A 24,297-nucleotide genomic window follows, 5' to 3' on the forward strand; every position below is an offset into this window, starting at 1 on the left:
CAGGCCCCCGCGCCGCTGTGTGTCCGTTTCCCGCCGCCGGGGGCCCGGGGCCGTCACCGGGGGCCGGGGGCGCCGCCGCTCTCCTCGTCCGGGTCGACGACCTCGCCGCGCACCACCTTGCCGTCGGGGCGGTGGATGCGCATCTGCTCCCCGGCGGCGCGTGCCTGGTGCAGCGTCTCCCCCAGGCCCCCGGTGGCGCCGGGGGCGGGACGGTGGCCGGTGATCCGGCGGGCCGCCCCGCGGCGCAGCAGCCGCGCGGTGGGCGGGAAGAGGCACAGCAGCCCGGCGGCGTCGGACAGCAGGCCCGGGAGCATGAGCAGCAGGCCGCCCAGCATGGCGACGGTGTTGCCGCCCCCGCGCCGGCCGGACGCGACGTCCCGCTGCGGCGGCGGGGCGCCCGGCTGGAGGGAGGCGGCCAGACCGTGCCAGGCCCGGCGCCCGGCACGCTTGATGACGACGGCCCCGAGCACGAACCCCGCGGCCAGCAGGGCGAAGACGGTGAGCCCGCCCGCGGCGTCGGCCAGGGCGATCAGCAGCCACAGTTCCAGCACCGCCCACAGGGCGACGCCCAGCGGCAGCAGGGCGCGCGTCCGGCTGCGGCGCGGCGGGGGGCCGCCGGGCGGGCGGGCACCGCCGCCGTGGTGCTGCCGGCCGGGTTCGTAGGGGCTGGGCTCACGCGTGCTCATGCTGTCCAGTGTGCCTGCGTCCGAGGACCTGCTCGCACCGGGAGCGGACGCCCCAGGCCGTGACCCGCCACAGGGCCTCCACGACGATGTCGCGGCTCATCTTGCTGTCGCCCAGCTCGCGTTCCACGAAGGTGATCGGCACCTCGACGACGTGGTAGCCGGCGCGGACGGCCCGGTAGGCCAGGTCCACCTGGAAGCAGTACCCCTGGGAGGCGACGGTGTCGACGCCGAGTCCGGCGAGGGTTTCCGCGCGGAAGGCGCGGAAGCCGCCGGTGACGTCGCGGACGGGGATGCCGAGCGCCATGCGCGCGTAGGTGCTGCCGCCGCGGGAGAGGAACCTGCGCGAGGCCGGCCAGTTCACGACCCGCCCGCCGGGCATCCAGCGCGAGCCCAGCACCAGGTCGGCGCCCTTGAGCGCGGTGAGCAGGCGCGGGAGTTCCTCGGGCTGGTGGGAGCCGTCGGCGTCCATCTCGACCAGGACGCCGAAGCCGCGCTCGACGCCCCACCGGAAGCCCGCCAGGTAGGCCGCGCCGAGCCCCTCCTTGCCGCGCCGGTGCAGGACGTGCACCCGCTCGTCCTCGGCGGCGAGCTCGTCGGCGATCTTGCCCGTGCCGTCGGGGCTGTTGTCGTCGGCGACCAGCACGTGGGCGTCGGGGACGGCGGCCCGGGTCCTGGTGACGATGGAGCGGACGTTGTCCGCCTCGTTGTACGTCGGGATGATCACGAGGACGGTGCCGAGGGGGCCGGAGCGCCGCACCTCTTCCAGGTCACTCACGGCTGCTTCCCCTTCTCGTCGGTGCGGCTTCGGCGCCCGTACCAGGCGGCCGCGGGCCAGGACAGGATGCCCAGCAGGGCCAGAGCCCACTCCGGAGCCGCCCCGGCCTTGTCCGCGATGGTGGACCCGTCGCGCAGCGGCAGCCGGGCCGTCAGTACGTCCTGCGTGAACTCCTCGGTCCGCTGCTCGATCGTGCCGTCGGGGGCGACGACGGCGCTGATGCCGCTGGGCGCCGCCGTGACGACCGCCCGCCCGTGCTCGATCGCGCGCAGCCGGGACATGGCGAGCTGCTGCTCGGGCTGCCCGGTGCGGCCGTAGGTGGCGTTGTTCGTCTGGACGACCAGGGCGCGGGCGCCCGCGCGGACGGTGTCGCGGACGATCTCGTCGTAGGCCACCTCGAAGCAGATCACGTCGCCCAGGCGTGCCGGGCCGACCTGGAGGACGCCGGGGCCCTGGCCCGGCCAGAAGTCGCGGGGCACGCGCTCCAGGCGGGTGATGACCTTGCTGAGCTGTTCGCGGAAGGGCACGTACTCGCCGAACGGCACGGGGTGCTGCTTGGTGTAGGAGTCGCCCGGGCCCGTCTCGGGGTCCCACACGATGCCCTGGTTCTCCACGTAGCCCTCGCGGGTGGGGTGGTCGACGAGGGCACCCACCAGGATGGGGACGCCGATGGCCCGCGCGGCCCGGTCGATGGCGGCGCGGGCGTCGGCGTTCCGGTGCGGGTCGAGGTCGGAGGCGTTCTCCGGCCAGATGACGAGGTCGGGCTGCTCCTCGCGGCCCGCGGCCACGTCCCGCGCGAGCGCGAGGGTGGGTTCGACGTGGTTCTCCAGGATGAGCATCCGGCGGCCCAGGAAGTCCATGCCCGGCCGCTGCACGTTGCCCTGGACGACGGCGATGTCCACGGTGTCGTCGGCGTCGGTGGGGACGGGCACGGCGTACCCGGCGGCGGCCGCCGCGGCGGCCAGCCCCACGGCGCCGAGCGCCGAGCGGCGCGCGCGGGCGCCGTCGGCGGCGGTGGCCGTAGCGGAAGGGGAAGCGGTCGCGGAGGGGGCGGCCGTGGCCCGGCGGCGGACGGCCAGCGCCGCGGCGGCCAGCGCCGTACCGCTCAGTGCCACGGCGAAGGTGACGAGGGGGGCACCGCCGAGCGCGGCCAGGGGGGTGAAGGGGGAGCCGGTGTTGGCGAAGGCGAGCCGGCCCCAGGGGAAGCCGCCGAGCGGCACCCGGTCGCGGGCCCACTCCTGCGCGACCCACAGGCACGCCCCCCACAGCGGCCACAGCGGGAGCCGGGAGGTGCGGGCGAGCCCGGCGCCCAGCACGGCGAGGAAGAGGGCCTGGAGGACGGACAGGCCGATGACGGCGTCCCAGCCGATGACCCGCAGCCACTGCAGCAGGCCGAGGAAGAACGCCGTTCCGAAGACGAGGCCGGTGACGGCGCCCTGGCGGGCGGTGCGGCCGCGCGTGAGCAGGGCGAGCGCGGCGACGGCGACGAGCGAGAGCGGCCACAGGCCCACCGGCGGGAAGGCGGCGGCCAGCGCGAGCCCGGCCGCCAGGGCGCAGCCGGTGCGCGGCGCGGCGCGGCCGGTCCGCCGCAGGAGGCGGGCGGCCGGTCCGCGCGGGCGGGGCGCGGCGGGCGGCCGCCCGGCCCCCGTGGCGGGGGCGGGCGCGCCGCGCCGCGCCGGCGCGGGGTCCGCTGCGGCGGTGGTCTCGGGGCCCGGTGCCACGGTTGGCCTTCCTGCAGGTGAGAGGTCTGAGGTGACCGTACAACGCGGGGGGCCGGTCGCGGACGCCGGGCGGGTAACAGAGTGGGACGCCCGTGGCCGGGGCCGCGGGGCGGCTTCCCGGCTACGGGCCGGGGCCCGGCGCCCTTCGGGCCGGCCCGGGACCCGCTGGCTGCGGACCGACCGAAAGCCGTTGTCTACTGAGCGTCCGGGCCCGACCCGGGTCGCACCTGCCGGCCGGACGGATCACTCCGCCCCCGTGCCGCGGGCGCTGGACCTGGCTCCCAGTGGTGGTGTGCCGGTGCGACGCACCACCCCATGGCCCAGCGGCGTTCGACGACTGCGCAAAGACCCTTCGGCCGGACGTCCCGTGGTGGACCCGGCCGAACCTACCCGTCCCCGGCGGCCGCCTGTCAACAGCGGCGCCTTCTGCGCGTCTCTGACCCGTGGCGCCGAAGCAGCAGGTCAGTGCCGCCCGGGCCGGGCCGCACGGCGGCGTCCGGCCGCATCGGCCGGGATTACCGCCGTGCCCGGATCACTCGTTCGGCCGCTCGTGGACGGTGCGGCCGTCCACCACGGTCCGCAGGCACCGGGGCAGCTCGCCGCCGGGCGTGAGGTCGGGCAGGCCCGGCGTTCCGGAGCGCGGGTCGGTGGACCAGCTGGCGACACGGGTGTCCGGGGCCTGCACGAGGAGGTCCCCGGCACGCCAGACGGCGTAGTCGGCGGGGGCCCCGGGGACCAGGACGCCCGCGTCGTCCCGGCCCAGCGCCCGCCAGCCGCCACGGGTGTGGGCGGTGAAGGCGGCCCGTGCGGAGACGCGGTGCGCGGGCGTCCGGTGGAAGGCGGCGGCCCGGACGGCGGCCCAGGGGCCGAGCGGGGTGACCGGGCTGTCGGAGCCGAAGGCCAGCGGCACCCCGGCCCGCAGCAGCGCGGCGAACGGATTGAGCGTGCCCGCCCGCTCCGCGCCCAGGCGTTCGGCGTACATGCCGTCCGCGCCGCCCCAGGCGGCGTCGAAGGCGGGCTGGACGGAGGCGATGAGCGCGAACTCGGCGAAGGCGGCGATGTGGTCCCCGCTCAGCATCTCGGCGTGCTCGACGCGGTGGCGCAGGGACCGCACGCGTGCGGTGCCGAGCTGCGCGGCGGCGGCGCGCACCCCTTCGGTGACGGCGGTCAGGGCGGCATCGCCGATGGCGTGGAACCCGGCCTGGAGCCCGGCCTCGGTGCAGGCCGTGACGTGGGCGGCCACCGCGCCGGCGTCCAGGTGGGCGGTGCCGGTGTGCGGGGCGTCCGCGTACGGGGCGTGCAGGTGGGCGGTGTGGGAGCCGAGCGAGCCGTCGGCGAACAGGTCGCCGGCCGCGCCGACGGCGCCCATCTCGCGCACCCGCCCGGCGTCCTTCGCACCGGTCACCGGTTGCGCCCAGTAGCCGAAGACGCGCGGTCCCCGCTCGGCGGCGGCCAGGGCGAGCAGCCCGGTGAGGTCCTCCGCGCTGGAGATGTCGGGGCCCGCGCACTCGTGGAGCGTGCCGATGCCGAGTGCGGCGGCGCGGCTCCGGGCGGCGCGCTGCGCGGCGGCGCGCTGCGCGGGGGTGACGGCGGCGTGGGCGGCGGCCCGCACCGCGTGGTGGGCGGCCCCGGTGAGCGGGGCGTCGGCGGCGAAGCCCGGCAGGTCGCGCACGCCGGTGACGCGCTCCAGCAGCGCGGTGGTGGCCAGCGCGGAGTGGACGTCGGTCCGGGTGAGGTAGAGGGCCCGGCCGCCGGTGGCGGCGTCCAGCTCCGCGCGGGAGGGCGGCCGCCGCTCCGGCCAGGCGGTGGCGTCCCAGCCGTGGCCCAGCAGGACGCGGTCGCCGGGGCGGGCGGCGGCGTGGGCGCGGACCCGCTCCAGCGCGTCGGCCAGGCTCGCGGTGCCGGTGAGGTCGAGGCCGGTGAGCGCGAGGCCGGTGGCCGTGGTGTGCACGTGCGCGTCCGTGAACGCGGGGGTGACCAGGGCGCCGTCCAGGTCCACCACGTGGTCCACGCCGTCGGCGAAGGACGCGGCCGCGCCCTCCGAGCCGACCCACGCGACGCTGCCGCCCTCGGTGACCATCGCGGTGGCGAACGGGTCGGCGGGGCTGTACACCTGGCCGCCGCGCAGCAGGACGGTGCCGGGGGTGCCGTGGTCGGTCGTGCGCTCGCTCATGGGGGACAGTGTCGCGCCTGCCCGGGGCCCGGGCGCGCCCGGGGTCGCGCCGGGCAGGTCAGACGCTCGGGGGCCGCGCCTCGTACGGCGTGGACAGGACGACGGTGGTGCGGGTGGAGACTCCGGCGAGGGTGCGGATGCGCGCGAGCAGGTGTTCCAGCTCGATGGGGGTGCCCACCCGCACCTTGAGGATGTAGTTCTCGTCCCCCGCGACGCTGTGGCAGGCCTCGATCTCCGGGACGTCGGCGAGCCGCTCGGCGATGTCGTCGGGGGCGCTCGGGTCGAAGGGGGCCACCGAGATGAACGCCGTGAGCGGCAGCCCCACGGACTCCGGGTCCACGATCGCCGCGTAGCCGCGGATCACTCCGCGCTGCTCCAGGCGGCGCACGCGCTGGTGCACGGCCGAGGTGGACAGGCCGGTGGCCTTGCCCAGGTCGGTGTAGCTCATGCGCCCGTCCTTGACGAGCAACTCCACGATCTGCCGGTCCAGCTCCTCCACAACGGGTCAACCTACTGTGCCCGGCGCACTCCGGCACAGTGCGCGTCCCGGCGAGGGGCCCCCGGGGACCGGTGTGTGACCAAGGCCACACCGGCGCGCCCGGCTCAGGGGGGTGCCGGCGATTACGTGCGGGTGCCGCCGGGAAATGCTTGGTGTGGCCGAGATGTGATCGAGACCTTCCCACGACGTCCGGCCATTCCGTTCGAGGGGGATGCATGCGCACTGCCAAGCCGCTCCAGTCCAGTGATCCGGTCACCGGCTCCGCCGAGGGCACCTGGGACACCGCGGAGTTCGAGGACCTGTACGAATCTCTGGAGATCTACCGGGTGCTGTGCCCGGACTGCGCGGCGCCGATCGCGCTGCTGGCCGACGAGGAGACGCTGCCCGAGCACGCGCTGTGCCCCACCCCGTGGGACCCGTTCGGCCTGACCGTCTGCCAGGGCTCGGGCCGGGCGGCCGCGACGGCCCGGCCCGCCGGGGACGGCGAGCCGCAGGAGCAGGACGCCGCGGCCCTGCTGACGCTCCCGGCCGGTCTCGACTGGCGCACCCAGCCCTTCTCGCACGCGGGCGGTCCCGGCTCGCGCCCGGTGCGCAGGGCTCCCGCCCGCCGCTGACCCGGCCCGGCCCGCGGCGTGCCGCCGGGCCGGGCGCGCCCCCGGCCCGGCGGCGCTCCGCCCCGGTCAGCGCGACTCGGGGCCCAGGAGGTGCCGGGCGATGACGACGCGCTGGATCTGGTTGGTGCCCTCGACGATCTGGAGCATCTTGGCCTCCCGCAGGTACCGCTCGGCGGGGAAGTCCGCCGTGTAGCCGTAGCCGCCGAGGACCTGGACGGCGTCGGTGGTCACCTGCATGGCGGTGTCGGTGCACATCAGCTTCGCCATGGCCGCCTCACGGGCGAAGGGCAGGCGGTCGTCCCGGCGGCGCGCGGCGGCCAGGTACAGCGCGCGCCCCGCCTCCACGCGGGTGGCCATGTCGGCGAGCAGGAACCTCAGGCCCTGGAAGTCGGCGATGGGCCGGCCGAACTGCTCACGCCCGGCCGCGTACGCCAGCGCCTCGTCCAGCGCCGCCTGCGCAAGCCCGACGGCGCAGGCGGCGATGCCCAGCCGGCCGGCGTCCAGGGCGGCGAGGGCGATGGCGAAGCCCTGGCCCTCGTCCCCGATCCGCCTGCCGTCCGGGACGCGGACACCGTCGAGGTGCACCTGGGCGGTGGGCGAGCCCTTCATGCCCATCTTGCGCTCCGGCACGGCGGCGCTCAGCCCCGCGGCCTCCGCGGGGACGAGGAAGGCGGTGATGCCGCGCGGTCCGGCGCCGCCGGTGCGGGCGAGCACGGTGTAGAAGTCGGCGATGCCGCCGTGGGTGATCCACGCCTTCGAGCCGTCGATGACCCAGTCGTCGCCGTCCCTGACCGCGCGGGTGCGCAGGGCGGCGGCGTCCGAGCCGGCGGAGGGCTCGGAGAGGCCGTAGGCGCCGAGCAGGCCGCCGCCCAGCATGGCGGGCAGGTGCTCGGTGCGCTGCTCCTTGGTGCCGAAGGACGCGAGCGCGTGGCAGGCCAGGGAGTGCACGCTGACGCCGAGGCCGACGGTCAGCCGCGCGGCGGCCAGTTCCTCCAGCATCTGGAGGTAGACCTCGTACGGCTGGTCGCCGCCGCCGTACTCGGCCGGATAGGGCAGGCCGAGCAGACCGGAGCGGGACAGCAGGGCGAAGGTCTCGCGGGGGAACCCCCCCGCCTCCTCCTCCCGCGCCGCGACGGGCCTGATCTCGCGCTGTGCCAGCTCGCGGACCAGGGCCAGCAGGTCCCTGGCCTCCTCGGTGGGCAGCCGGCGCTCCACCGGCCGCGGACCGTAGTCGGACGTCGCTGCGCTCATCGCTACGCTCTCCTCCCTGTCGGGCGCTGCGGCGACGGGCGCGCGGGGTGTGGCGGCGCCGCCGGGTACGTGTCGGTCCCCGGCCGCTGGTGCGCTCCGGGTCTCGGACGGCGTTGACCAGCGGCTGTGACGGTTGGAGTATGCCCGATGAGCGGCACCGCGTCACCGCCGTCCGGACATCGTTCGGCCTGCGCGCGGCCATCGCGGACGGCGGGGGCGCGGGCGGGCGCGGGCGGGCGGGCGCCCGACCCGTCGCGCCGGGGGCGGGCGCCGGGAGGGTCAGAAGCGTCTCAGCACGGCCTGCTTGGCGGCGGCGAACTCCTCGGCCGTCAGGACGCCGGCGGTGTGCAGCTCCCCCAGTTCCCGCAGGCGGCGCAGCAGCGCGTCGTGGCCGTCCGCGTCGTCGGCCGGGCCCGGGGCCGCGGGCCCGGCGGCCTGCGCCGGCGGCGTGAACGGGTGGGGCAGGCGGGCGGTGACCGCGGCGGCGACGAGTGCCATGAGCGGGTCCTTGCGGAAGCCGTACAGCTCCACCGCGTGCGGGTCGTACTTGGGCGGCGCCGTCGCGGTGGCCCCGGCGGTCACGAAGCGCAGGTACCCGTTCTCCAGCCCGATCGACGGCAGCCACTCCACCGCGCGCAGGTCCGCCAGCGCGAGGGTGCGGGGCCCGGCCGACTTCTTGGCCTCCTCCGTCTTCCAGTTCCACTCCAGCCGGACCAGTTCACCGTCGAAGGACACCGTGCCGTCCCCGGCGCCGACCGTCAGCGGGACGGCGGGTCCGGGGAGCAGGTAGCGCTCGGCCGGCCCGCTGGGCACCTGCTCGAGCAGGAGGGCGTTGCGGACCTCGTCGACCAGGTACTCGGCGCTGCCGGAGCGGTCCGCGTCCACGGTGAGCTGGTAGGGGTCGGCGGCGTCCGTCAGCCGGCCTCCGGTGGCCTGGAGCAGCGGGTCGCTGCCCTCGCGCAGCCTCAGCCTCAGCCGTCCTGTCCTGCGCCCCGGCTCGAAGGCGACGCCGGCCAGCGCGGCGAGGGGGACGGTCAGTTCGCCGAGCGCCTGCCGCAGGGCGTGGACGGCCTTGTCACTCCCGGGGACGACGCGCACGCCGTCACCGTCGAAGCTCCAGGTGCCGCTCTTGTGGGTGATCTCCGCCATGCCGTGATTCTCGCAGGCGCCAGGCGGGCACCGACGGTTCGCGGGTGTGGGCCCGGGCGCTGCGGGAACGGTGGACGGGACCGGGGGCGGGCGCGGCGTCCGTCCCCGGCGCCTGACGCGACCTGCTATCCGCTGGAGTGGTGATGCACGCCCTGACCGTGGCACCGGGACGAGAGAACTCAATGCGCGTGGAGACGCTGGCCGACCCCGAACCGGCCGGCGGCGAGCTGCTGGTCGAGGGGCTGCTCCTCGGCGTGTGCGGCACCGACCGGGAGATCGTCTCCGGAGCGCACGGCGCGGCGCCGCCGGGCCGGGAGCGCCTGGTGCTCGGCCACGAGTCGCTGGGCCGGGTGCGCGAGGCGCCGCCGGGCAGCGGCTTCGCCCCCGGCGACCTGGTGGCCGGGGTGGTGCGGCGCCCCGATCCGGAGCCGTGCGGGGCGTGTGCGCGCGGGCAGTTCGACATGTGCCGCAACGGGCGCTACACCGAGCGCGGCATCAAGGAGCTCGACGGCTTCGGCTCGACCGCCTGGACGGTGGACCCGGCCTACGCCGTGCGCGTCGATCCGGCGCTGGAGCGCGTCGGGGTGCTCACGGAGCCGGCGAGCGTGGTGGCCAAGGCGTGGGAGCAGGTCACCCGGATCGGCGAGCGGGCGTGGTTCGAGCCGCGCTCGGTCCTGGTCACGGGCGCGGGCCCGATCGGTCTCCTCGCGGCGCTGCTGGGCCGGCAGCGGGGGCTGGAGGTGCACGTCCTGGACCAGGTGGAGCGGGGCGCCAAGCCGGAGCTGGTGCGGCTGCTGGGCGCCGCCTACCACAGCGCGGACGCGGCGGAAGTGCTGCGGCGGGTGCGGCCGGACGTGGTGATCGAGGCGACGGGCGCGCCCGCTGTCGCCTTCGAGGCCATGATCGGGCTGGAGGCGTACGGCGTCCTGTGCCTCACCGGCGTCTCCCCCGGGCGCACCCTGCGGCTGGACGCGGGGGCGCTGAACCGGGAGCTGGTGCTGGAGAACTCGGCGGTGGTCGGCTCGGTGAACGCGAACCGGACGCACTTCGCGGACGCCGCCGGGGCGCTGGCCGCCGCAGACCGGGAGTGGCTGGACCGCGTGATCACCCGACGGCTCCCGCTGGACCGCTTCGCCGAGGCGTTCGAGCCGGACCCCGAGGGGGTGAAGACCGTTCTGGAGCTGACACCCCGGGGCTGAGCCCCGGGGCGCGTCACCCCCGTCGTGCGGCGGTGACGCGAGCGGCGGGTGAGGCGGCCTGCACGCCCGGCGCCGGGCCGGCCGCCTCACCCGGCGGGGGCCGCGTCACCGCCACCGCCGCGCCGTCAGTCGCCGCGGCCGGGGAGGCGTTCGGCGAACTCCGCCATCTTCTGCCGCACGCCGCGCGCGGCGATGCCCGTCTTCTGCGGGTCGCGGACGGCGGCCTTGGCGGCCTTCTTGCCCTGGTCGAACATGATGTGCGGCGGCATGGGCGCGATCTCCGCGTCCACCTTGAACTCCAGGACGACGGGGACCCGGCTGGCCAGTGCCTCGTCCCAGGCGGCGCCGACCTCCTCGGGCGACTCGCACCGGATGCCCTTGAGCCCGAGCAGCTCGGCGTAGGCGGCGTAGGGGACGTCGGGGATGTCCTGGGAGCCGGGGTACTTCGGGTCACCGCCCATGGCGCGCTGCTCCCAGGTGACCTGGTTGAGGTCCTGGTTGTTCAGCACGCAGAAGACCAGGGGCGCGCCCGTGGCCATGCGGTCCGCGTACCGCTTGACGGTGATCATCTCGTTCATGCCGTTCATCTGGAACGCGCCGTCCCCGACGATGGCGACCACCGGGAGGTCGGGGTAGGCGAACCGGGCGGCGATGGCGTACGGCACGCCCGGGCCCATCGTGGCCAGCGTGCCGGACAGCGACGCCCGCATGCCCTCGCGCAGCTTGAGGTGCCGGGCCCACCAGTTGGTGCCCGAGCCGGAGTCGGCGGTGACGATCGCCCCGTCGGGCAGCCGCGGGGACAGTTCGGCGGCGACGGCCTGCGGGTTGATGGTGCCGTCGAAGTGCTGCTGCGCGCGCCGTTCGCAGATGCGGTCCCACTCCTGGACGTCCTTCTCGATCTGCTTGCGCCAGCCGCGGTCCTCCTTGCGGTGCAGCAGCGGGGCGAGGGCGCGCAGGGTCTCCTTCGCGTCCCCGACCAGGTGCGCGTCCATCGGGTAGCGCATGCCGATCATGCAGCCGTCGATGTCGATCTCCACACCGCGCGCCTGCCCCTCGTCCGGCAGCCACTCCGCGTAGGGGAAGCTGGTGCCGATCATGAAGAGGGTGTCGCAGTTCTGCATCATCTCGTCGCTGGCCCGGCTGCCGAGCAGGCCGATCGGGCCGGTGACCCAGGGGATGTCGTCGGGCAGCACCTCCCGGCCGAGCAGGGCCTTGGCCACACCGGCGCCGAGGAGTTCCGCGACCTCCTTGACCTCCTCCACGGCGTTCGCGGCGCCCTGCCCGATCAGCATGGCGACCTTCCGGCCCTCGTTCAGCACGTCGGCCGCCCGGCGCAGTTCGTCCTCGTCCGGCAGGACCCGCGGGCGGCTCCAGCCGACGCTGGAGAACACCGAGCCGTGCTCCTTGGGCGGCGAGGGCTGGGCGTCCGCCTCCTGGACGTCCTCGGGGATGATGATGGTGGCCACGCCGCGCCGCGTCAGCGCGGTCTTGAAGGCGCGGTCGATGACGTGCCGGAGCTGCGCCGGGTGGGTGACCATCTGGCAGAACTCGGAGACGTCGGCGAACAGGTTCTCCAGCGCCACTTCCTGCTGGTAGTGGGAGCCGAGGCAGAGCTGCTTCTGCTGCCCGACGACGGCGACGACCGGCTGGTGGTCCAGCTTGGCGTCGTACAGGCCGTTCAGCAGGTGGATGGCGCCGGGGCCCGAGGTGGCCACGCAGCAGCCCACCTCCCCGGTGAACTTCGCGTGGCCGCAGGCCATGAACGCGGCCGTCTCCTCGTGCCGCGCCTGGACGAACCCGGGCCTGCCCTGGGCCCGGTCGAAGGCGCCCAGCAGTCCGTTGATGCCGTCGCCCGGGTAGCCGTAGACACGGCCGACTCCCCAGGCGTGCAGGCGCTCCAGCAGGTAGTCGGCTACCTGGCTCATCCTGACTCCTCCTCCAAAGATCCCCGGCGGGCGGGTGACGGGGTTACCGGCCACAGCGCCGCCGAAACCGGGTTGGCGTGCGGCGGATGGAGCCGGGTACCCGCTGCGGGCGGCCGTAGTCGGCCGAACCGGTACGCCCGGACGGCTGAGGGGGACGTGCGGCGCGCCGCCGGGGGGTGCGGGCGGCGGGTAGCGCAGGGTTGGGGCACGGAGCGGGTGGTCAGTCGTCCACCGCCCGTCCGCCCGGACGACACGCGTTGACGAGGAGTGAGTGTGATGGCCGATCAGGACGGCGGGGCGCAGGTGCCGGCCCTGCCGCACCCCGGGCCCCCGCAGGCGGGGACGGGGGAACGCAGACGGCTGGGGCCTGAGCTGGTGCGCTGGCTGACCACGACCGACCACAAGGTGATCGGCAACCTGTACATGGTCACCGCGTTCGGCTTCTTCCTCCTGGCGGGGCTGCTGGCGCTGCTGATGCGCGCGGAGCTCGCGGCGCCGGGCCTCCAGATCACCTCCCCCGCCCGGTACAACGAGTTCGTCACCATCCACGGCACCATCATGATGCTGCTGTTCGCCACCCCGATGTTCGCCGGCTTCGCCAACGCGATCATGCCGTTGCAGATCGGCGCGCCGGACGTGGCCTTCCCGCGGCTCAACGCCTTCACGTACTGGGTGTACCTGTTCGGCGGCCTCATGGTGGTCTCCGGGTTCCTCACTCCGGGGGGCGCGGCGTCCTTCGGCTGGTTCGCCTACGCGCCGCTGAACGGCAAGGAGTTCTCCCCGGGCACGGGCGCCGACCTGTGGACGATGGGGCTGGTCGTCGCCGGCACCAGCACGATCCTCGGGGCGGTCAACTTCATCACGACCATCATCTGCCTGCGGGCTCCGGGCATGACCATGTTCCGGATGCCGCTGTTCACCTGGAACGTGCTGTTCACCTCGATCCTGGCCCTGCTGGCCTTCCCGGTGCTGACGGCCGCCCTGCTGGCGCTGGAGGCCGACCGGAAGTTCGGCGCGCACGTCTTCGACGCGGCCAACGGCGGCGCGATCCTGTGGCAGCACCTGTTCTGGTTCTTCGGCCACCCCGAGGTGTACATCGTGGCCCTGCCGTTCTTCGGCATCGTCACGGAGATCATCCCGGTGTTCAGCCGCAAACCCATCTTCGGCTACCTGGGACTGGTCGGCGCGACCATCGCCATCACGATGCTGTCGGCCGTCGTCTGGGCGCACCACATGTTCGCCACCGGCGCGGTGCTGCTGCCGTTCTTCTCGCTGATGTCCTTCCTCATCGCCGTGCCGACGGGCGTGAAGTTCTTCAACTGGATCGGCACGATGTGGCGGGGCTCGCTCAGTTTCGAGACACCGATGCTGTGGTCCGTCGGTTTCCTGGTGACCTTCCTGCTGGGCGGCCTCAGCGGCGTCCTCGTCGCCTCGCCGCCGCTGGACTTCCACATGACGGACAGCTACTTCGTCGTGGCCCACCTGCACTACGTGCTCTTCGGCACGGTCGTGTTCGCCATGTTCGGCGGGTTCTACTTCTGGTGGCCCAAGTTCACCGGCCGGATGATCAACGAGCGCCTGGGCAAGGTGCACTTCTGGCTGACGCTGGTGGGCTTCCAGACCACCTTCCTCGTGCAGCACTGGCTGGGGCAGCAGGGCATGCCGCGCCGTTACGCCGACTACCTGGCGGCGGACGGCTTCACCACGCTCAACGTCATCTCCTCGGTGGGCGCGTTCCTGCTGGGCGTCTCCACACTGGTGTTCCTCTACAACGTGTGGTGGAGCAGCCAGCACGCCGAACGGGTGCGGGAGGACGACCCCTGGGGCTACGGGCGGTCGCTGGAGTGGGCCACCTCCTGCCCGCCGCCGCGCCACAACTTCGTCACCCTCCCGCGCATCCGCTCCAACGATCCCGCCTTCGCCCTGAACCACCCGCTGACCACCTCGTCCCGCAAGGAGCTCCGGTGAGGACGGAAGCGCTGTACTTCGCCGGGGTCGCGGCGTTCTTCGCGGTCATCTCGGTGCCCTACCTGCTGTACGCGCAGGACCCGGCGGGCAGCGCCATCGTGGTGATCGCCGTGCTGATGGCCTCGCTCGTCGCGTTCTTCCTCGGAACGCAGTACCGCAGGCGCGGGAAGCGCCCGGAGGACCGGCGCGAGGGCGAGATCGCCGAGCGGGCCGGCCCCCTGGACTTCTTCCCGCCGCACAGTCCGTGGCCGGTGATCACCGCCGCCGGTTTCACGGTGCTCGCCCTCGGGGTGGTCTACGGCCTGTGGCTGCTCCTCATCGGCTTCGTGGTGCTGGCCGCGGGCGTCTTCGGTTTCGCCTTCCAGTACCCGGACGGCACCGACCGGCCCGGCTGACGGCTGCCGTGCGCGGGCCCGGAGGCGTCCGCGCACGGCGCTCCGTCAGTGCTGCTCGGCCTGCTGGGCGGCGGCGTAGGCGTACTGGAGGCCGTCGGAGCCCGCGACGGCCGCCAGCCCGGTGCAGCACGTGCGGGCCGCCCGGGGGGCGAGCGCGTGGAGCCCCAGCAGCGCGGTGGCGATCCACGGCGCGAGGCAGAAGGGGCACGTCACCAGTTCGCCCACGGTGTGGGCCGCGCCGCGGCCGCGGACCTCCTCGGCCAGTTCCGACGGCGCGCTGGTGCCCCGGTAGCGGGTGAAGGGCGCCCGGAGGGGACTGGCGATCGGGTCCTTGGCGATGATCCGGGAGAGCTTGTGCGTCGCCACGGTGAGCAGCACGATGTCCTTGACCGGCAGCTGCGGCCACTCCCGGCCCGCCTTGCCCGCCACCAGGGCCAGCCCGGCCACCGAGGCGCCAAAGACGCCCATGGCCTTGAGGTAGCCGCCGAGCGGACGCTCCGCGCCGTCGGCGTAGGCGTCCGCGTGGGCCTTCGCGTGGTCACGCACGGTCTCGGCGATGTTCTCCAGCATGGTGTCTCCCGCGGATGGTCGTGTCATCGTCATGGCGCGGGCGGACTCCGCCGCCCCCTGCACGGTTGTCCCCCGGCCGGTGCCGGAAACCCGGTCAGTCCTCCTCGTCCGGCCGCGCCGGCGGGGCCGTCCGGGCGGCGATCTCCCGGCGTTCGGCGGACGTGGCCGGCATCTCGACGCGGGACCGGTGGGACCAGCGGTTCAGCGAGCGCCGCAGCCGGTCGCGCCGGCGTCCCCTCCCGGGCCCGTCCTCCAGGGGCGGCGGCACGTCGCGGACCAGGATCGGGTACTGCTTCTCCCGAGGCAGCGGGGTGTGGGACGCCTCGAAGCCGCCCTCCAGCGACTGCCGCACCCGGCCCGTCTCCTCCCCGTGCGTCAGGCGCTCGCGGTCGCGTTCCTGGAGGGCGAGGCAGAGCCGCTTGGTGATCATGAAGGCGGCGAACGGCCCGAGCAGCACCGCGGTGCGGAACGTCCAGGTGAGCGCGTTCAGCGAGACGTCGAAGGTGAAGGCGATGAGATCGTTGCCGCCGGCCATGAACAGCGCGGCGTAGAAGGTGATCCCGGCCGCCCCGAGACCGGTGCGGACGGGCCGGTCGCGGGGCCGGTCGCACAGGTGGTGCTCGGAACCGTCGCCGGTGATCCACTTCTCGGCGAACGGGTAGAGGTACAGCACCGCGAACAGCGCGCCGGGCAGCAGCACGGCGGGCACCAGGACGTTCAGCATCAGCGTGTGGCCGAACGCGGTGATCTCCACGGGCGGCATCAGCCGCAGCGCGCCCTCCAGGAAGCCGACGTACCAGTCGGGCTGCGAGAAGGTGGAGACCTGGTCGGGCCGGTAGGGGCCGAAGGACCACACGGGGTTGATCTGGACGAGGGCGCCGAAGAGGGCGAGCACCCCGGACACCATGAGGAACAGCCCGCCGGACTTCGCCGCGAAGTGCGGGACCATCGGCTCGCCGACGACGTTGCGGTTCGTCCGCCCCGGCCGCGCCCACTGGGTGTGCTTGAGCCGGAAGACGAGCAGCAGGTGCAGCGTCACCAGGGCCAGCAGGACGCCGGGCACCAGCAGGACGTGCGCGGTGAACAGCCGGGGGATGATCGCGTCCCCGGGGTACTCCCCGCCGAACGCGAGGAAGCTCAGGTAGGTGCCCGCCACCGGCACGGACTGCACGATGCCCTGGGCGGTGCGCAGCCCCGTGCCGGAGAGCAGGTCGTCCGGCAGGGAGTAGCCGCTGAAGCCCTCCAGGAGGGCCAGGAGGAAGAGGGTGACGCCCACCATCCAGTTGACCTCCCGGGGCTTGCGGAAGGCGCCGGTGAAGAAGACGCGCAGCAGGTGCAGGGCGATGGACGCGAGGAAGAGCAGTGCGGCCCAGTGGTGCATCTGACGGATCAGCAACCCGCCGCGCACGTCGAAGCTGATGTCCAGGGTCGAGGCGTACGCCTCGGACACCAGGACGCCGCGCAGCGGCGCGTAGCCGCCCTCGTAGACGACCTCCGCCATGCTGGGCTTGAAGAACAGGGTGAGGAAGACGCCGGTCAGGAGCAGGACGGCGAAGCTGTAGAGCGCCAGCTCCCCCAGCAGGAAGGACCAGTGGCCCGGGAACGCCTTGCGGACGGTGTGCCGGGCCCCCTCGGCGAGCGGCAGCCGGGCATCAAGCGCGTCGAAGCCCCGCAACGCCGCCTGCCGGGTCCGCTCCTCGCATCTCGCCTTCTTCCGCGACGGCAACACCAGCGCTCCCACTCCGTCCCTGCACGCGCGTGCGCCCCGAGCGCGGCACGGGCCCGGGAATCGCTGAGGGCTGACCGGTTCCCGGGGCGGCCGGTGTCAAACGTGCCGGTCGCGCGGACGGGGGCGCGGCGCGCCGGGGCCCGGCGGCTGCTGCGCCGCCGGGCCCCGGGCCGTGCTGGTCGTGCTGGTCGTGCTGTGCTCCCTTCAGCTCCGTGGTGCCGGCGGCCCTACTCCTCGAAGAGGTCCGCGTAGGCGCCCAGCGCCAGGGCGATGTCCGCCTGGGCCCAGAAGCGGTGGTACGTGAACGTCGGCACGGCGCCGCCGTTCAGGTACTCCTCGATCTTGGGCCAGGCCGGGTCGTCCTGGTAGAAGCCGCGGATGGAGGCGAACGTGGCGTCCTCGTCGATCACGTCGCCGTTCGGCATGGTGCCGCTCCAGCCGCTGGGCACGTAGACCTCCTGGTCGAACCGCTCGTAGTCACCGCGGGTCTCGGGCACGGCCACGCCGATCGGGTCCTGGTGGTTGTCCCACATCCCGTCGAGCAGGTCCCTGGCCATGTCCCTGGCCGCGGTGTCACCGGACTTGGCCGCGTAGTAGGCCAGCGTCCTGGCGTAGGCGCCGGCCACGCCGACGTCGTTGCCGTAGTCCACGACGTCCACGTGCAGGCCGTCGTTGGCACCCGGGGCGTCCGGGTTCCAGGTGTCGGGGGCGCCGGTCCACTCCATCGTCGCGGGGATCAGGAAGGTGCCGTCCGGGTTGATGGTGGTCTCCGACATGGCCCACTCGGCCCACTTGGAGACGACGTCCTCGGCCATCGGGTCGCCGGTGGCGTGGTAGTACTCGGCGACGCGCTCCATCGACCACGCCTGGAAGCCGAACCACTGGTTCGACGGCGGGTCGTGGTAGACGGGCGCCTCGTCGTAGTACATGCCGTAGAACGTCGGCGTGCCGGCCGGCGGCTGGGCGTACCGGCCCCGCCAGCTGTTCGTGGCGCCGCCCGCGATGGCGCCCTCGTCCGACTGGAGCCAGCGGTAGAACTCGATCTGCCGCTCGGTGCTGATGGCCCAGTCCTCCTGGCCGGTGGCCGACTCGGGCTTGAGCGGGGCGTAGCTGCTCAGCGCCCAGGCCGCCATCGGGTTCTGGTAGCCGCCGTGGGCGTGGCTGGAGCCGATGCGCCAGGCCCAGCCCGCCGAGGAGTCGGTCGCGCCGCCCCAGGCGTAGTACCAGGACAGCAGGTAGTGCGCGCTGTCCTTGCCGGAGCCCGCGGGACAGGCGGTGGGCCCGACGCAGTTGCCGACCTTCTTGAAGTACTTGTCGAACAGGGCGTAGCGCAGGTAGTCGCCCATCTTGGCCGCCTTCTCGACGACCTCGGCGACCTCGCCGCCCTTGCCCTGCTCCTTGGCCCAGTTGTCCGCCCAGTAGGCGGCCTGGACGGCGCGCGCGTCGGCGTCGGGGGCGTTGGTGAACTTCCACTGCTTGGCGTAGGAGGCGTCCTTGGTGAACAGGTCGAGGAAGCCGTTCGCACCGCCGTAGGTGAAGTTGTCGCAGGTGGGGTGCGGCACCGTCTCCCACACGGACTCCTGCGGTCCGCGCTGGAAGGTGTTGATGTAGGACGGTCCCTCGTCGTCCGGACCGGCCTGGCACTTGCCCGGCGCGTTGCCGAAGCCGTAGACGTTGTCCACGTCCTGCAGCCAGTGCATGCCGTAGATGTCGTCCGTGCCGTAGGTGCGGCTCAGCTCGTCGGCCAGCGGGTCGGTCCCGACGGGTGCCCCCGCGTTCAGCTCGGAGGGGTACTGCGCGGGCTCGTCCCACTCGGAGGCGTAGGTGGCCGGTGCCGACGGGTTGTAGAAGCTGTTCGTCGACTGGTCCTGCGCGGTGGGGATCATGTACGTCTCCATGATCTCCCAGGACTCGTTGAACCGGTCCCACTCGCCGGTGATCTTCCCGTACATGGCCTGGAGCCAGATCAGGTAGCTGTACGCCTCCGACGTCGTCTCGTGGCCGTGGTCCGGCGCCTCGACGATCAGCGTCTCCACCGAGTGGTACGGGATGCCCTCGGGCGAGAAGTAACCGGAGGCCGGGTTGGTGATCTTGTTGTAGAGGGAGAGGAAGCGCTCGTCGTACTCCCCTGCCTCACCCAGCTGCGTGACGGTGACCTCCGCCTCGCGGTGGCCGGGAGCGCTGACCGTGAACACGGCCGCGCCCTCCCCCTCCGTGTCGGCGGCGACGGTCACGTCCTGCGCGGTGTTCCAGTTGTCCGGCGTGAACGTCAGCTCCGCGCCAGAGGAGACCGTCAGTCCCGCGTTGCCGGAGGTGCGGGCCGTGGTGACGGTCACCTCCTGCGACGGCCGCGTGGACAGGGCCACGGCGAAGTCCGCCGTCTCGCCCTGCCGCACTCCGAGCTGGCCCGGGGTGGCGACGACGGCGGGCCCGGAGACGACCTGGACGCCCGCGGGCGTGGACTCGGCCGAGGCGCCCTGGCTGTCGTAGGCCATGGCGAACAGCGAGTAGTCACCGGCCGGGACGTCCTCGAAGTCGTGCTCGAACGGCGCCGTGGTGTCGGTGCCCAGCAGTTCGGTGTCGTGGTAGAACTCGACCTTCGTGATGGTCGCACCGTCGGCCGCGGCCGCCGTGGCGGCCATCGGGATGGTGTCACCCGCGGTGAACACCGCCCCCGGCTCGGGGCTGGTCAGGACGGTCACCGGCGGCTGGTGGGCGCCCCGGCAGGGGGTGCCGTTGACCGAGAAGGACGTCGGTGCCTCGTTCGTGCCACTGTAGGTGAAGTTCGCCCCGCTGCTGACGGAGGCGTTCGGCGCGATCCTGGCGTTGTACGAGGCGTTCTTGACGGTGACGGTCGTGCCCGACTGCGTCCAGACGCCGTTCCAGCCCTGGGACAGCCGCTGGTTGCCGGTGTAGTCGTAGGTCAGCGTCCAGCCGTCGAGGACGGCGCTGCCCCGGTTGGTGACGGCGACCTGGGCGGTGAACCCCGAGCCCCAGTCGTTGGTGCTGTAGTCGACGCTGCACTGCACCGCCGCCGCGGCGGGCGCGTCCGCCCCCTGGGCGGTGGCCGCTCCCGCCAGCGGCAGGCACAGGGCCGCGGCCAGCCCGGCGGCCAGCGCCCTGGCCCGTGGGGCGCCCCTGCGCGGGGGTGATCCTCTTCCGGTGTGCATGGGTGAGCACTCTCCTCGACGGCTCGAAAAACTGAGGTGGACACGACAACAAGACGTGTCGTGAAGGAGCGATGAAATGGGAGCGCTCCCATGTTTCGGCCACGCATTACACGCTGTCAAGATGCGTGCACGCCCCGGACGAGGCCCGGGCTTCCTTGATTTCTTCGACGCGCACCTGGCGCGGAGCGACAACGTGGCGCTAACGTCTGAACAAGCTCATGGGAGCGCTTCCACACACCCACCGCCCGGACGGTTCCCCCCTCCGTTCCGGCCACCCGTGCCGGGAGGCCCCGCGGCGCGCCGGAGCACCAGCTCGGGCCGTCGGCACCCTCGTCCCGCTCCAGGCGCCGGGAGGAACCACATGACGATCAGCCCCGTGTCCGCGCCGCATCCGGCGTACCTCGCCCGCGCCCTCGACCGGCTCGCCCCGCAGGCGCGGCGGGTCGCGAGCCTCTCCGCCTCCGCCACGCCCGCGCAGGCGCGGGCCGCCCGGGTCTGGGCCCGCGGCGTCCTGGACACCTGGGGGCTGCCCGAGGAAGCGGCGGGGGACGTTCTGCTGGTGGTGGCGGAGCTGGCCGCCAACGCCGCCGAGCACGGCGGGGAGGAGATGACGGTGACGCTCGTGCTCGGCCCGCACGCGGTGCGCGTGCTGGTCGCGGACAGCGGCACGGCGCGGGCGCCGGGCTGGCCGGTGCCGGAGCACCCCGCCGGGCCGTGGGAGGAGCGGGGCCGCGGCCTCGCCCTCGTCCGGGCGCTGGCGCACTTCTGCGAGGTCGACCCGCACGCCGACACCGGCGGGGTGCACGTCCGCGCCGACGTGCTGACCGCCGCCGGCTGAGGCGCACGCGGGCGCCCGCCGCCCGCCACGAACGACCGTCCCGGGCGTCCGGGGTGAGGGCCAGACCGCCCGGGACGGTTATCCCCCCCACGCGTGTCCCCGGCGCGCTCCCCGGCCCGCGCTCAGGCCCCGGCCGCGCCAGCGGCGCCCGGGGAGCGCGCGGGCGGCGCGGTGCTGCCCCGGGGGGTGAACCGGGCCGCGGGCGAGGAGCGGGGCGTCACCGGACGGCCGTCGACGCACTCCAGGACCGATTCGGCCACCGCGACGCCGAAACCGTGCACGTCCACGGTCATCGTGCTGAGCGCGGGCGTGGCCAGGCGGCACAGCGTGGAGTCGTCCCAGGCGATCAGGGACAGCTCCCCCGGCACCTCCACCCCGGCCTCCTTGGCGGCGCCGAGCCCGGCCACGGCCATCACGTCGTTGTCGTAGAGGATCGCCGTGGGCGGCTGCGCGCGCCGCAGCAGCTCCGCGGTGAGACGGGCGCCCGCGTCGGCGGAGTAGTCCCCCTCGACGACGACCGGTTCGACACCGGCCTGGGCGCACCCCTCGCGCAGGACGCGCGTGCGGCTTCGGGTGTGCAGCAGCGCGGCCGGGCCGGTGACGCGGGCGATGTGCCGGTGGCCCAGCTCCAGCAGCCGGGACAGCGCCTCGCGGACGGGGCCGGCGTCGTCCGTGCGCACGGTGGGCACGGTGGGCTCGTCCTCCCAGGTCCCGGCGAGGACGGCGGCCAGCCCGAGTTCGCGCAGGACGGCGGGCCGCTGGTCGCCCTCGGCCAGGTTGACGACCACGACGGCGTCCACCAGGCCGCGCCCGGCCCACCGCCGGTAGGTGGCGATCTCCGCCTCGTGCGTGGTGACGACGTGCAGCAGGACGGACATGTCCCGCTCGACCAGGCTCTCCTCGATGCCGGCGATGAACTCCATGAAGAACGGTTCGACGCCCAGCAGGCGCGCGGGCCGGGCCAGGACGAGGCCGACGGCGCCCGGCCCCGCGCGGTGGCTCTGGGGGACGCTCACGCGGTGGGCACTTCCGGCTCGGCGGCAGCGGCGGCTCCCGCCGCGCTGCGCAGCACCAGCGGGCCGGTCAGCACGGACGGGTCGGCCAGGCGTGCCGCGGTGCGCACGGTGAACGAGCGGGACTCCCCGGCCAGGAGGGGCACCAGCATCTCGTCCACGACGGCGTCCGGGGCGACCCGGTCGGCCAGGACGGCGACGTCGCGGGCGAAGGAGCGGGCGTGCACGTCCACCCGGTAGCCACCGGGGACGGGCACGACGCCGGCGCTCAGCGCGGCGGGATCGTAGGCCAGCTCGATGTCCTCGCGGAAGAGGTGGCACACCCGTGCCTCGTCCGAGGTGACCACGAGTACCTCCCGCTCCGCGTCGTCCGGGGTGACCAGGGCCTCGCCCGGCTCGAACCGGGCGACGGAACGGGCGGGCACGCGCAGCCCGACCCTAGCACTGGCCTGGACCAGGCCCCCGAACGTCTGGCGCTCCAGCGTGAGGTGGCCGGTCCACGGCTCGTCGTGGTCGTTGACGGCGATGACGGCGAGCGCCCCGTCGCGGGGCTGGAGGGTCAGCAGGCGCGGGGCGTAGGCGTGCCGCAGCGCGTACCACAGGGGTTTGGGCCGCTCCTGGCCGTCCACCGCGGCCCAGGAGGTGACCGGCCAGCAGTCGTTGAGCTGCCAGACCAGCGACCCGGCGGTGCGCGGCCACCAGGAGCGGTAGTGCTCGACGCCGAACGCGACGGCGCGGGCCTGGTTGAGCTGCGTCGTCCAGTGCCAGTCGGCGAAGGTGCGCGGCTGCGGCAGGTGCGGGGCGAAGCCCCGTTCGAGCTTGCCGTTGCCGTCCTCGGCCTTCTGGTGCAGCGCGAAGGCCGGGGAGGTGGGGGTCAGCGGGTCGTCGTGGACGGAGGCGGTCAGCGTGGCCCACGCGGGCGGGCCCTGGAAGCCGAACTCGGAGCAGAAGCGCGGGACGTGGTCGCGGTAGTGCGTGTAGTCCCGCTCGTTCCACACCCGCCACTCGTGGCGGGTGCCGTGGTTCTCGTCGTTGGGGTGGACGGCGTCCAGTGGCGCGCCGGGGCTGTAGGGGCTGCCGTCGGCGTAGAAGCGGTGCGGGTCCAGTTCGGCGCACACGCGGGGCAGCAGGCCGGTGTAGTAGCCGAGGCCCCAGGTGCGGCCGGCCAGCTGCTCCGGCCAGCCCCAGTCCACGAAACCCCACAGGTTCTCGTTGCCGCCGTTCCACAGGGCGAGCGAGGCGTGGGACATGAGCCGGACGACGTTCTCCCGGGTCTCGGCCTCGATCTCGCTGCGCAGCGGTTCCTCCTCGGGGTAGGAGGCGCAGGCGAAGGGGAAGTCCTGCCAGACCAGGACGCCGCGTTCGTCGCAGACGTCGTAGAAGTCGTCGCTCTCGTAGATGCCGCCGCCCCAGACGCGCAGCATGTTCATGTGGGCGCCCACGGCCTGGTCCACGCGGCGTTCCAGGCGCTCGCGGGTGACGCGGGTGAGGAAGTGGTCGTCGGGGATCCAGTTGGCGCCCTTGGCGAAGACGGGCCTGCCGTTGACGACGACGGTGAAGGGGGTGCCGGTGCCGTCCGGGGCGGTGTCGACGGTGACGGTGCGGAAGCCGATGCGGCGCGAGGCGCGGTCCAGGGCTTCGGGGCGGCCGGGCGCGCCCAGGGTGACGTCCAGGCCGTACAGGGGCTGGGCGCCGTACCCGGCGGGCCACCACAGCCGGGCCGCGGGGACGAGGACGGTGGCGACGGCGGTGGTCCGTCCGGCGGGGACGACGGTGCGCGCGCGCCGCCCGGCGACGTCGACCGTCAGGTCCAGCTCGGCGTCCGGACCGGAGCCCGAGCGCTCGACGTCGGCGTGCACCTCGACGCGGCCGGTGCCGTCCGCGTCCACGGTCACCAGCGGCCGTACCCGGCTGAGCCGCGCGGTGCTCCAGCGTTCCAGGCGGACGGGTTTCCAGATGCCGGCGGTCTGGAGGTCCGGGCCCCAGTCCCAGCCGAAGCTGCACGCCATCTTGCGGACCATGTTGAACGGGTGCGGGTAGACGTGCTCGCGGCGGCCCAGCTCCCGCTCGACCTCCTCGGCGTACTCCAGGGCGGGGCGGAAGGTGACGGCCAGTTCGTTGGCGCCGTCCGCGAGCGCGTCGCGCACGTCGAAGCGGTAACCGCGGTGCATGTTGCGGGTGGAGCCCAGGAGGTGGCCGTTCAGTTCGACGGTGGCGACGGTGTCGAGGCCGTCGAAGGCCAGGTCGACCCGCTCGCCGGGGGCGGCGGGGCGGGCGGTGAAGGTGAGGGTGTAGCGCCAGTGGGTGCGGTGCGTCCACGCCAGCTCCTCCTCGGCGCGGTCGAGGTAGGGGTCGGGGATGAGGCCCGCGGCCATGAGGTCCAGGTGCGCGCTGCCGGGGACGCGGGCCGGTACGTCCGCGCCGAGGACGGCCTCGGGGACGGGGCCCGCGACCGCGGTCAGCCGCCAGCCGTCGTGCAGGGTCTCGCGGGCGTCGCGGAAGGTCGTCACTCGGCACTCCTGGGGGTTCGTCTTCGTGCGCGCGCCGCCCGGCGGATCGGGGGGGCGGGGACCTGGATTCCCCGAGGCGGGGCGAGTAGGGTCGGCACATTCTTACGCCGCC

At 74.3% G+C, this 24,297-nt stretch carries 18 protein-coding genes; 5 read left to right on the top strand and 13 right to left on the bottom strand.

All coding sequences use genetic code 11. The features are described 5' to 3' along the window. Positions 1 to 53: 53 nt before the first annotated feature. The 5 genes from fxsA to V1J52_RS12400 form a co-directional block, all read right to left on the bottom strand. The gene (gene fxsA / locus V1J52_RS12380) at positions 54 to 686 is read right to left on the bottom strand and encodes an FxsA family membrane protein (RefSeq protein WP_330139771.1); all 633 of its coding nucleotides are present in this window, start codon (positions 684 to 686) and stop codon (positions 54 to 56) included. Beyond that, entirely contained in the window at positions 673 to 1,461 is a 789-nt protein-coding gene (locus V1J52_RS12385) for a polyprenol monophosphomannose synthase (RefSeq protein WP_330139772.1), read from the bottom strand. The genes fxsA and V1J52_RS12385 overlap by 14 nt, the downstream gene beginning before the upstream one ends. Next, positions 1,458 to 3,182, bottom strand: coding sequence for an apolipoprotein N-acyltransferase (lnt, locus tag V1J52_RS12390; protein ID WP_330139773.1), 1,725 nt, complete (start codon positions 3,180 to 3,182; stop codon positions 1,458 to 1,460). The genes V1J52_RS12385 and lnt overlap by 4 nt, the downstream gene beginning before the upstream one ends. 532 nt (positions 3,183 to 3,714) lie before the next feature. Next, complete coding sequence (locus tag V1J52_RS12395; RefSeq protein WP_330139774.1) at positions 3,715 to 5,355, bottom strand: amidohydrolase; 1,641 nt, start codon at positions 5,353 to 5,355, stop codon at positions 3,715 to 3,717. Between the two features lie 58 nt (positions 5,356 to 5,413). Beyond that, positions 5,414 to 5,854, bottom strand: coding sequence for an Lrp/AsnC family transcriptional regulator (locus tag V1J52_RS12400; RefSeq protein ID WP_330139775.1), 441 nt, complete (start codon positions 5,852 to 5,854; stop codon positions 5,414 to 5,416). Positions 5,855 to 6,069: 215 nt separating this feature from the next. On the opposite strand from V1J52_RS12400, the gene V1J52_RS12405 reads away from it, so the two are divergent. After that, positions 6,070 to 6,468, top strand: coding sequence for a hypothetical protein (locus V1J52_RS12405; protein WP_330139777.1), 399 nt, complete (start codon positions 6,070 to 6,072; stop codon positions 6,466 to 6,468). A 66-nt stretch (positions 6,469 to 6,534) separates the two neighbouring features. On the opposite strand, the gene V1J52_RS12410 is transcribed toward V1J52_RS12405, so the two are convergent. Both V1J52_RS12410 and V1J52_RS12415 read right to left on the bottom strand, forming a co-directional pair. Further along, complete coding sequence (locus V1J52_RS12410) at positions 6,535 to 7,719, bottom strand: acyl-CoA dehydrogenase family protein (RefSeq protein ID WP_330139778.1); 1,185 nt, start codon at positions 7,717 to 7,719, stop codon at positions 6,535 to 6,537. A 279-nt stretch (positions 7,720 to 7,998) separates the two neighbouring features. Next, positions 7,999 to 8,868 (bottom strand): DUF4429 domain-containing protein, encoded by an 870-nt coding sequence (locus tag V1J52_RS12415; protein WP_330139780.1) that lies wholly within the window; start codon positions 8,866 to 8,868, stop codon positions 7,999 to 8,001. Positions 8,869 to 9,011: 143 nt separating this feature from the next. Between V1J52_RS12415 and V1J52_RS12420 the strand changes: the two genes are divergently transcribed. After that, the gene (locus V1J52_RS12420; protein ID WP_330139781.1) at positions 9,012 to 10,067 is read left to right on the top strand and encodes a glucose 1-dehydrogenase; all 1,056 of its coding nucleotides are present in this window, start codon (positions 9,012 to 9,014) and stop codon (positions 10,065 to 10,067) included. A 125-nt stretch (positions 10,068 to 10,192) separates the two neighbouring features. Here the strand turns inward: V1J52_RS12420 and V1J52_RS12425 are convergent, their stop codons facing one another. Next, positions 10,193 to 11,992, bottom strand: a complete 1,800-nt coding sequence (locus V1J52_RS12425; protein ID WP_330139782.1) for a thiamine pyrophosphate-requiring protein — start codon at positions 11,990 to 11,992, stop codon at positions 10,193 to 10,195. Positions 11,993 to 12,268: 276 nt separating this feature from the next. Between V1J52_RS12425 and ctaD the strand changes: the two genes are divergently transcribed. Both ctaD and ctaF read left to right on the top strand, forming a co-directional pair. Continuing rightward, positions 12,269 to 13,960, top strand: coding sequence for an aa3-type cytochrome oxidase subunit I (gene ctaD, locus V1J52_RS12430; RefSeq protein ID WP_330139783.1), 1,692 nt, complete (start codon positions 12,269 to 12,271; stop codon positions 13,958 to 13,960). After that, on the top strand, positions 13,957 to 14,355 hold the full coding sequence (ctaF, locus tag V1J52_RS12435; protein WP_330139784.1) for an aa3-type cytochrome oxidase subunit IV: 399 nt from the start codon (positions 13,957 to 13,959) through the stop codon (positions 14,353 to 14,355). The genes ctaD and ctaF overlap by 4 nt, the downstream gene beginning before the upstream one ends. A gap of 45 nt (positions 14,356 to 14,400) precedes the next feature. Here the strand turns inward: ctaF and V1J52_RS12440 are convergent, their stop codons facing one another. The 3 genes from V1J52_RS12440 to V1J52_RS12450 all read right to left on the bottom strand — a co-directional run bounded on the left by V1J52_RS12440 (position 14,401) and on the right by V1J52_RS12450 (position 19,824). Beyond that, entirely contained in the window at positions 14,401 to 14,925 is a 525-nt protein-coding gene (locus tag V1J52_RS12440) for a DUF1360 domain-containing protein (protein WP_330139785.1), read from the bottom strand. A gap of 94 nt (positions 14,926 to 15,019) precedes the next feature. Next, positions 15,020 to 16,654 (bottom strand): cytochrome bc1 complex cytochrome b subunit, encoded by a 1,635-nt coding sequence (qcrB, locus tag V1J52_RS12445; RefSeq protein WP_330139786.1) that lies wholly within the window; start codon positions 16,652 to 16,654, stop codon positions 15,020 to 15,022. Positions 16,655 to 16,881: 227 nt separating this feature from the next. Then, positions 16,882 to 19,824, bottom strand: a complete 2,943-nt coding sequence (locus tag V1J52_RS12450; RefSeq protein ID WP_330139787.1) for a glycoside hydrolase family 48 protein — start codon at positions 19,822 to 19,824, stop codon at positions 16,882 to 16,884. Between the two features lie 361 nt (positions 19,825 to 20,185). Between V1J52_RS12450 and V1J52_RS12455 the strand changes: the two genes are divergently transcribed. Next, positions 20,186 to 20,662 (top strand): ATP-binding protein, encoded by a 477-nt coding sequence (locus V1J52_RS12455; protein ID WP_330139788.1) that lies wholly within the window; start codon positions 20,186 to 20,188, stop codon positions 20,660 to 20,662. 122 nt (positions 20,663 to 20,784) lie between these two features. On the opposite strand, the gene V1J52_RS12460 is transcribed toward V1J52_RS12455, so the two are convergent. Together V1J52_RS12460 and V1J52_RS12465 are read right to left on the bottom strand one after the other, a co-directional pair. After that, the gene (locus V1J52_RS12460; protein ID WP_330139789.1) at positions 20,785 to 21,678 is read right to left on the bottom strand and encodes a LacI family DNA-binding transcriptional regulator; all 894 of its coding nucleotides are present in this window, start codon (positions 21,676 to 21,678) and stop codon (positions 20,785 to 20,787) included. Further along, positions 21,675 to 24,185 (bottom strand): glycoside hydrolase family 2 protein, encoded by a 2,511-nt coding sequence (locus V1J52_RS12465; protein WP_330139790.1) that lies wholly within the window; start codon positions 24,183 to 24,185, stop codon positions 21,675 to 21,677. Before V1J52_RS12465 ends, V1J52_RS12460 begins: the two co-directional genes overlap by 4 nt. Positions 24,186 to 24,297: the final 112 nt, after the last annotated feature.

This window comes from Streptomyces solitudinis, assembly GCF_036323765.1.
GTDB lineage: Bacteria > Actinomycetota > Actinomycetes > Streptomycetales > Streptomycetaceae > Streptomyces.

Excerpts from the sequence above, each read along its gene's own strand:
- V1J52_RS12410 (WP_330139778.1), bottom strand. The coding sequence starts at position 7,719 with ATGAGCGCAGCGACGTCCGACTACGGTCCGCGGCCGGTGGAGCGCCGG.
- V1J52_RS12425 (WP_330139782.1), bottom strand. The coding sequence starts at position 11,992 with ATGAGCCAGGTAGCCGACTACCTGCTGGAGCGCCTGCACGCCTGGGGA.
- V1J52_RS12450 (WP_330139787.1), bottom strand. The coding sequence starts at position 19,824 with ATGCACACCGGAAGAGGATCACCCCCGCGCAGGGGCGCCCCACGGGCC.
- fxsA (WP_330139771.1), bottom strand. The coding sequence starts at position 686 with ATGAGCACGCGTGAGCCCAGCCCCTACGAACCCGGCCGGCAGCACCAC.
- V1J52_RS12420 (WP_330139781.1), top strand. The coding sequence starts at position 9,012 with ATGCACGCCCTGACCGTGGCACCGGGACGAGAGAACTCAATGCGCGTG.
- V1J52_RS12395 (WP_330139774.1), bottom strand. The coding sequence starts at position 5,355 with ATGAGCGAGCGCACGACCGACCACGGCACCCCCGGCACCGTCCTGCTG.
- ctaD (WP_330139783.1), top strand. The coding sequence starts at position 12,269 with ATGGCCGATCAGGACGGCGGGGCGCAGGTGCCGGCCCTGCCGCACCCC.
- V1J52_RS12415 (WP_330139780.1), bottom strand. The coding sequence starts at position 8,868 with ATGGCGGAGATCACCCACAAGAGCGGCACCTGGAGCTTCGACGGTGAC.
- V1J52_RS12440 (WP_330139785.1), bottom strand. The coding sequence starts at position 14,925 with ATGCTGGAGAACATCGCCGAGACCGTGCGTGACCACGCGAAGGCCCAC.
- V1J52_RS12455 (WP_330139788.1), top strand. The coding sequence starts at position 20,186 with ATGACGATCAGCCCCGTGTCCGCGCCGCATCCGGCGTACCTCGCCCGC.
- V1J52_RS12405 (WP_330139777.1), top strand. The coding sequence starts at position 6,070 with ATGCGCACTGCCAAGCCGCTCCAGTCCAGTGATCCGGTCACCGGCTCC.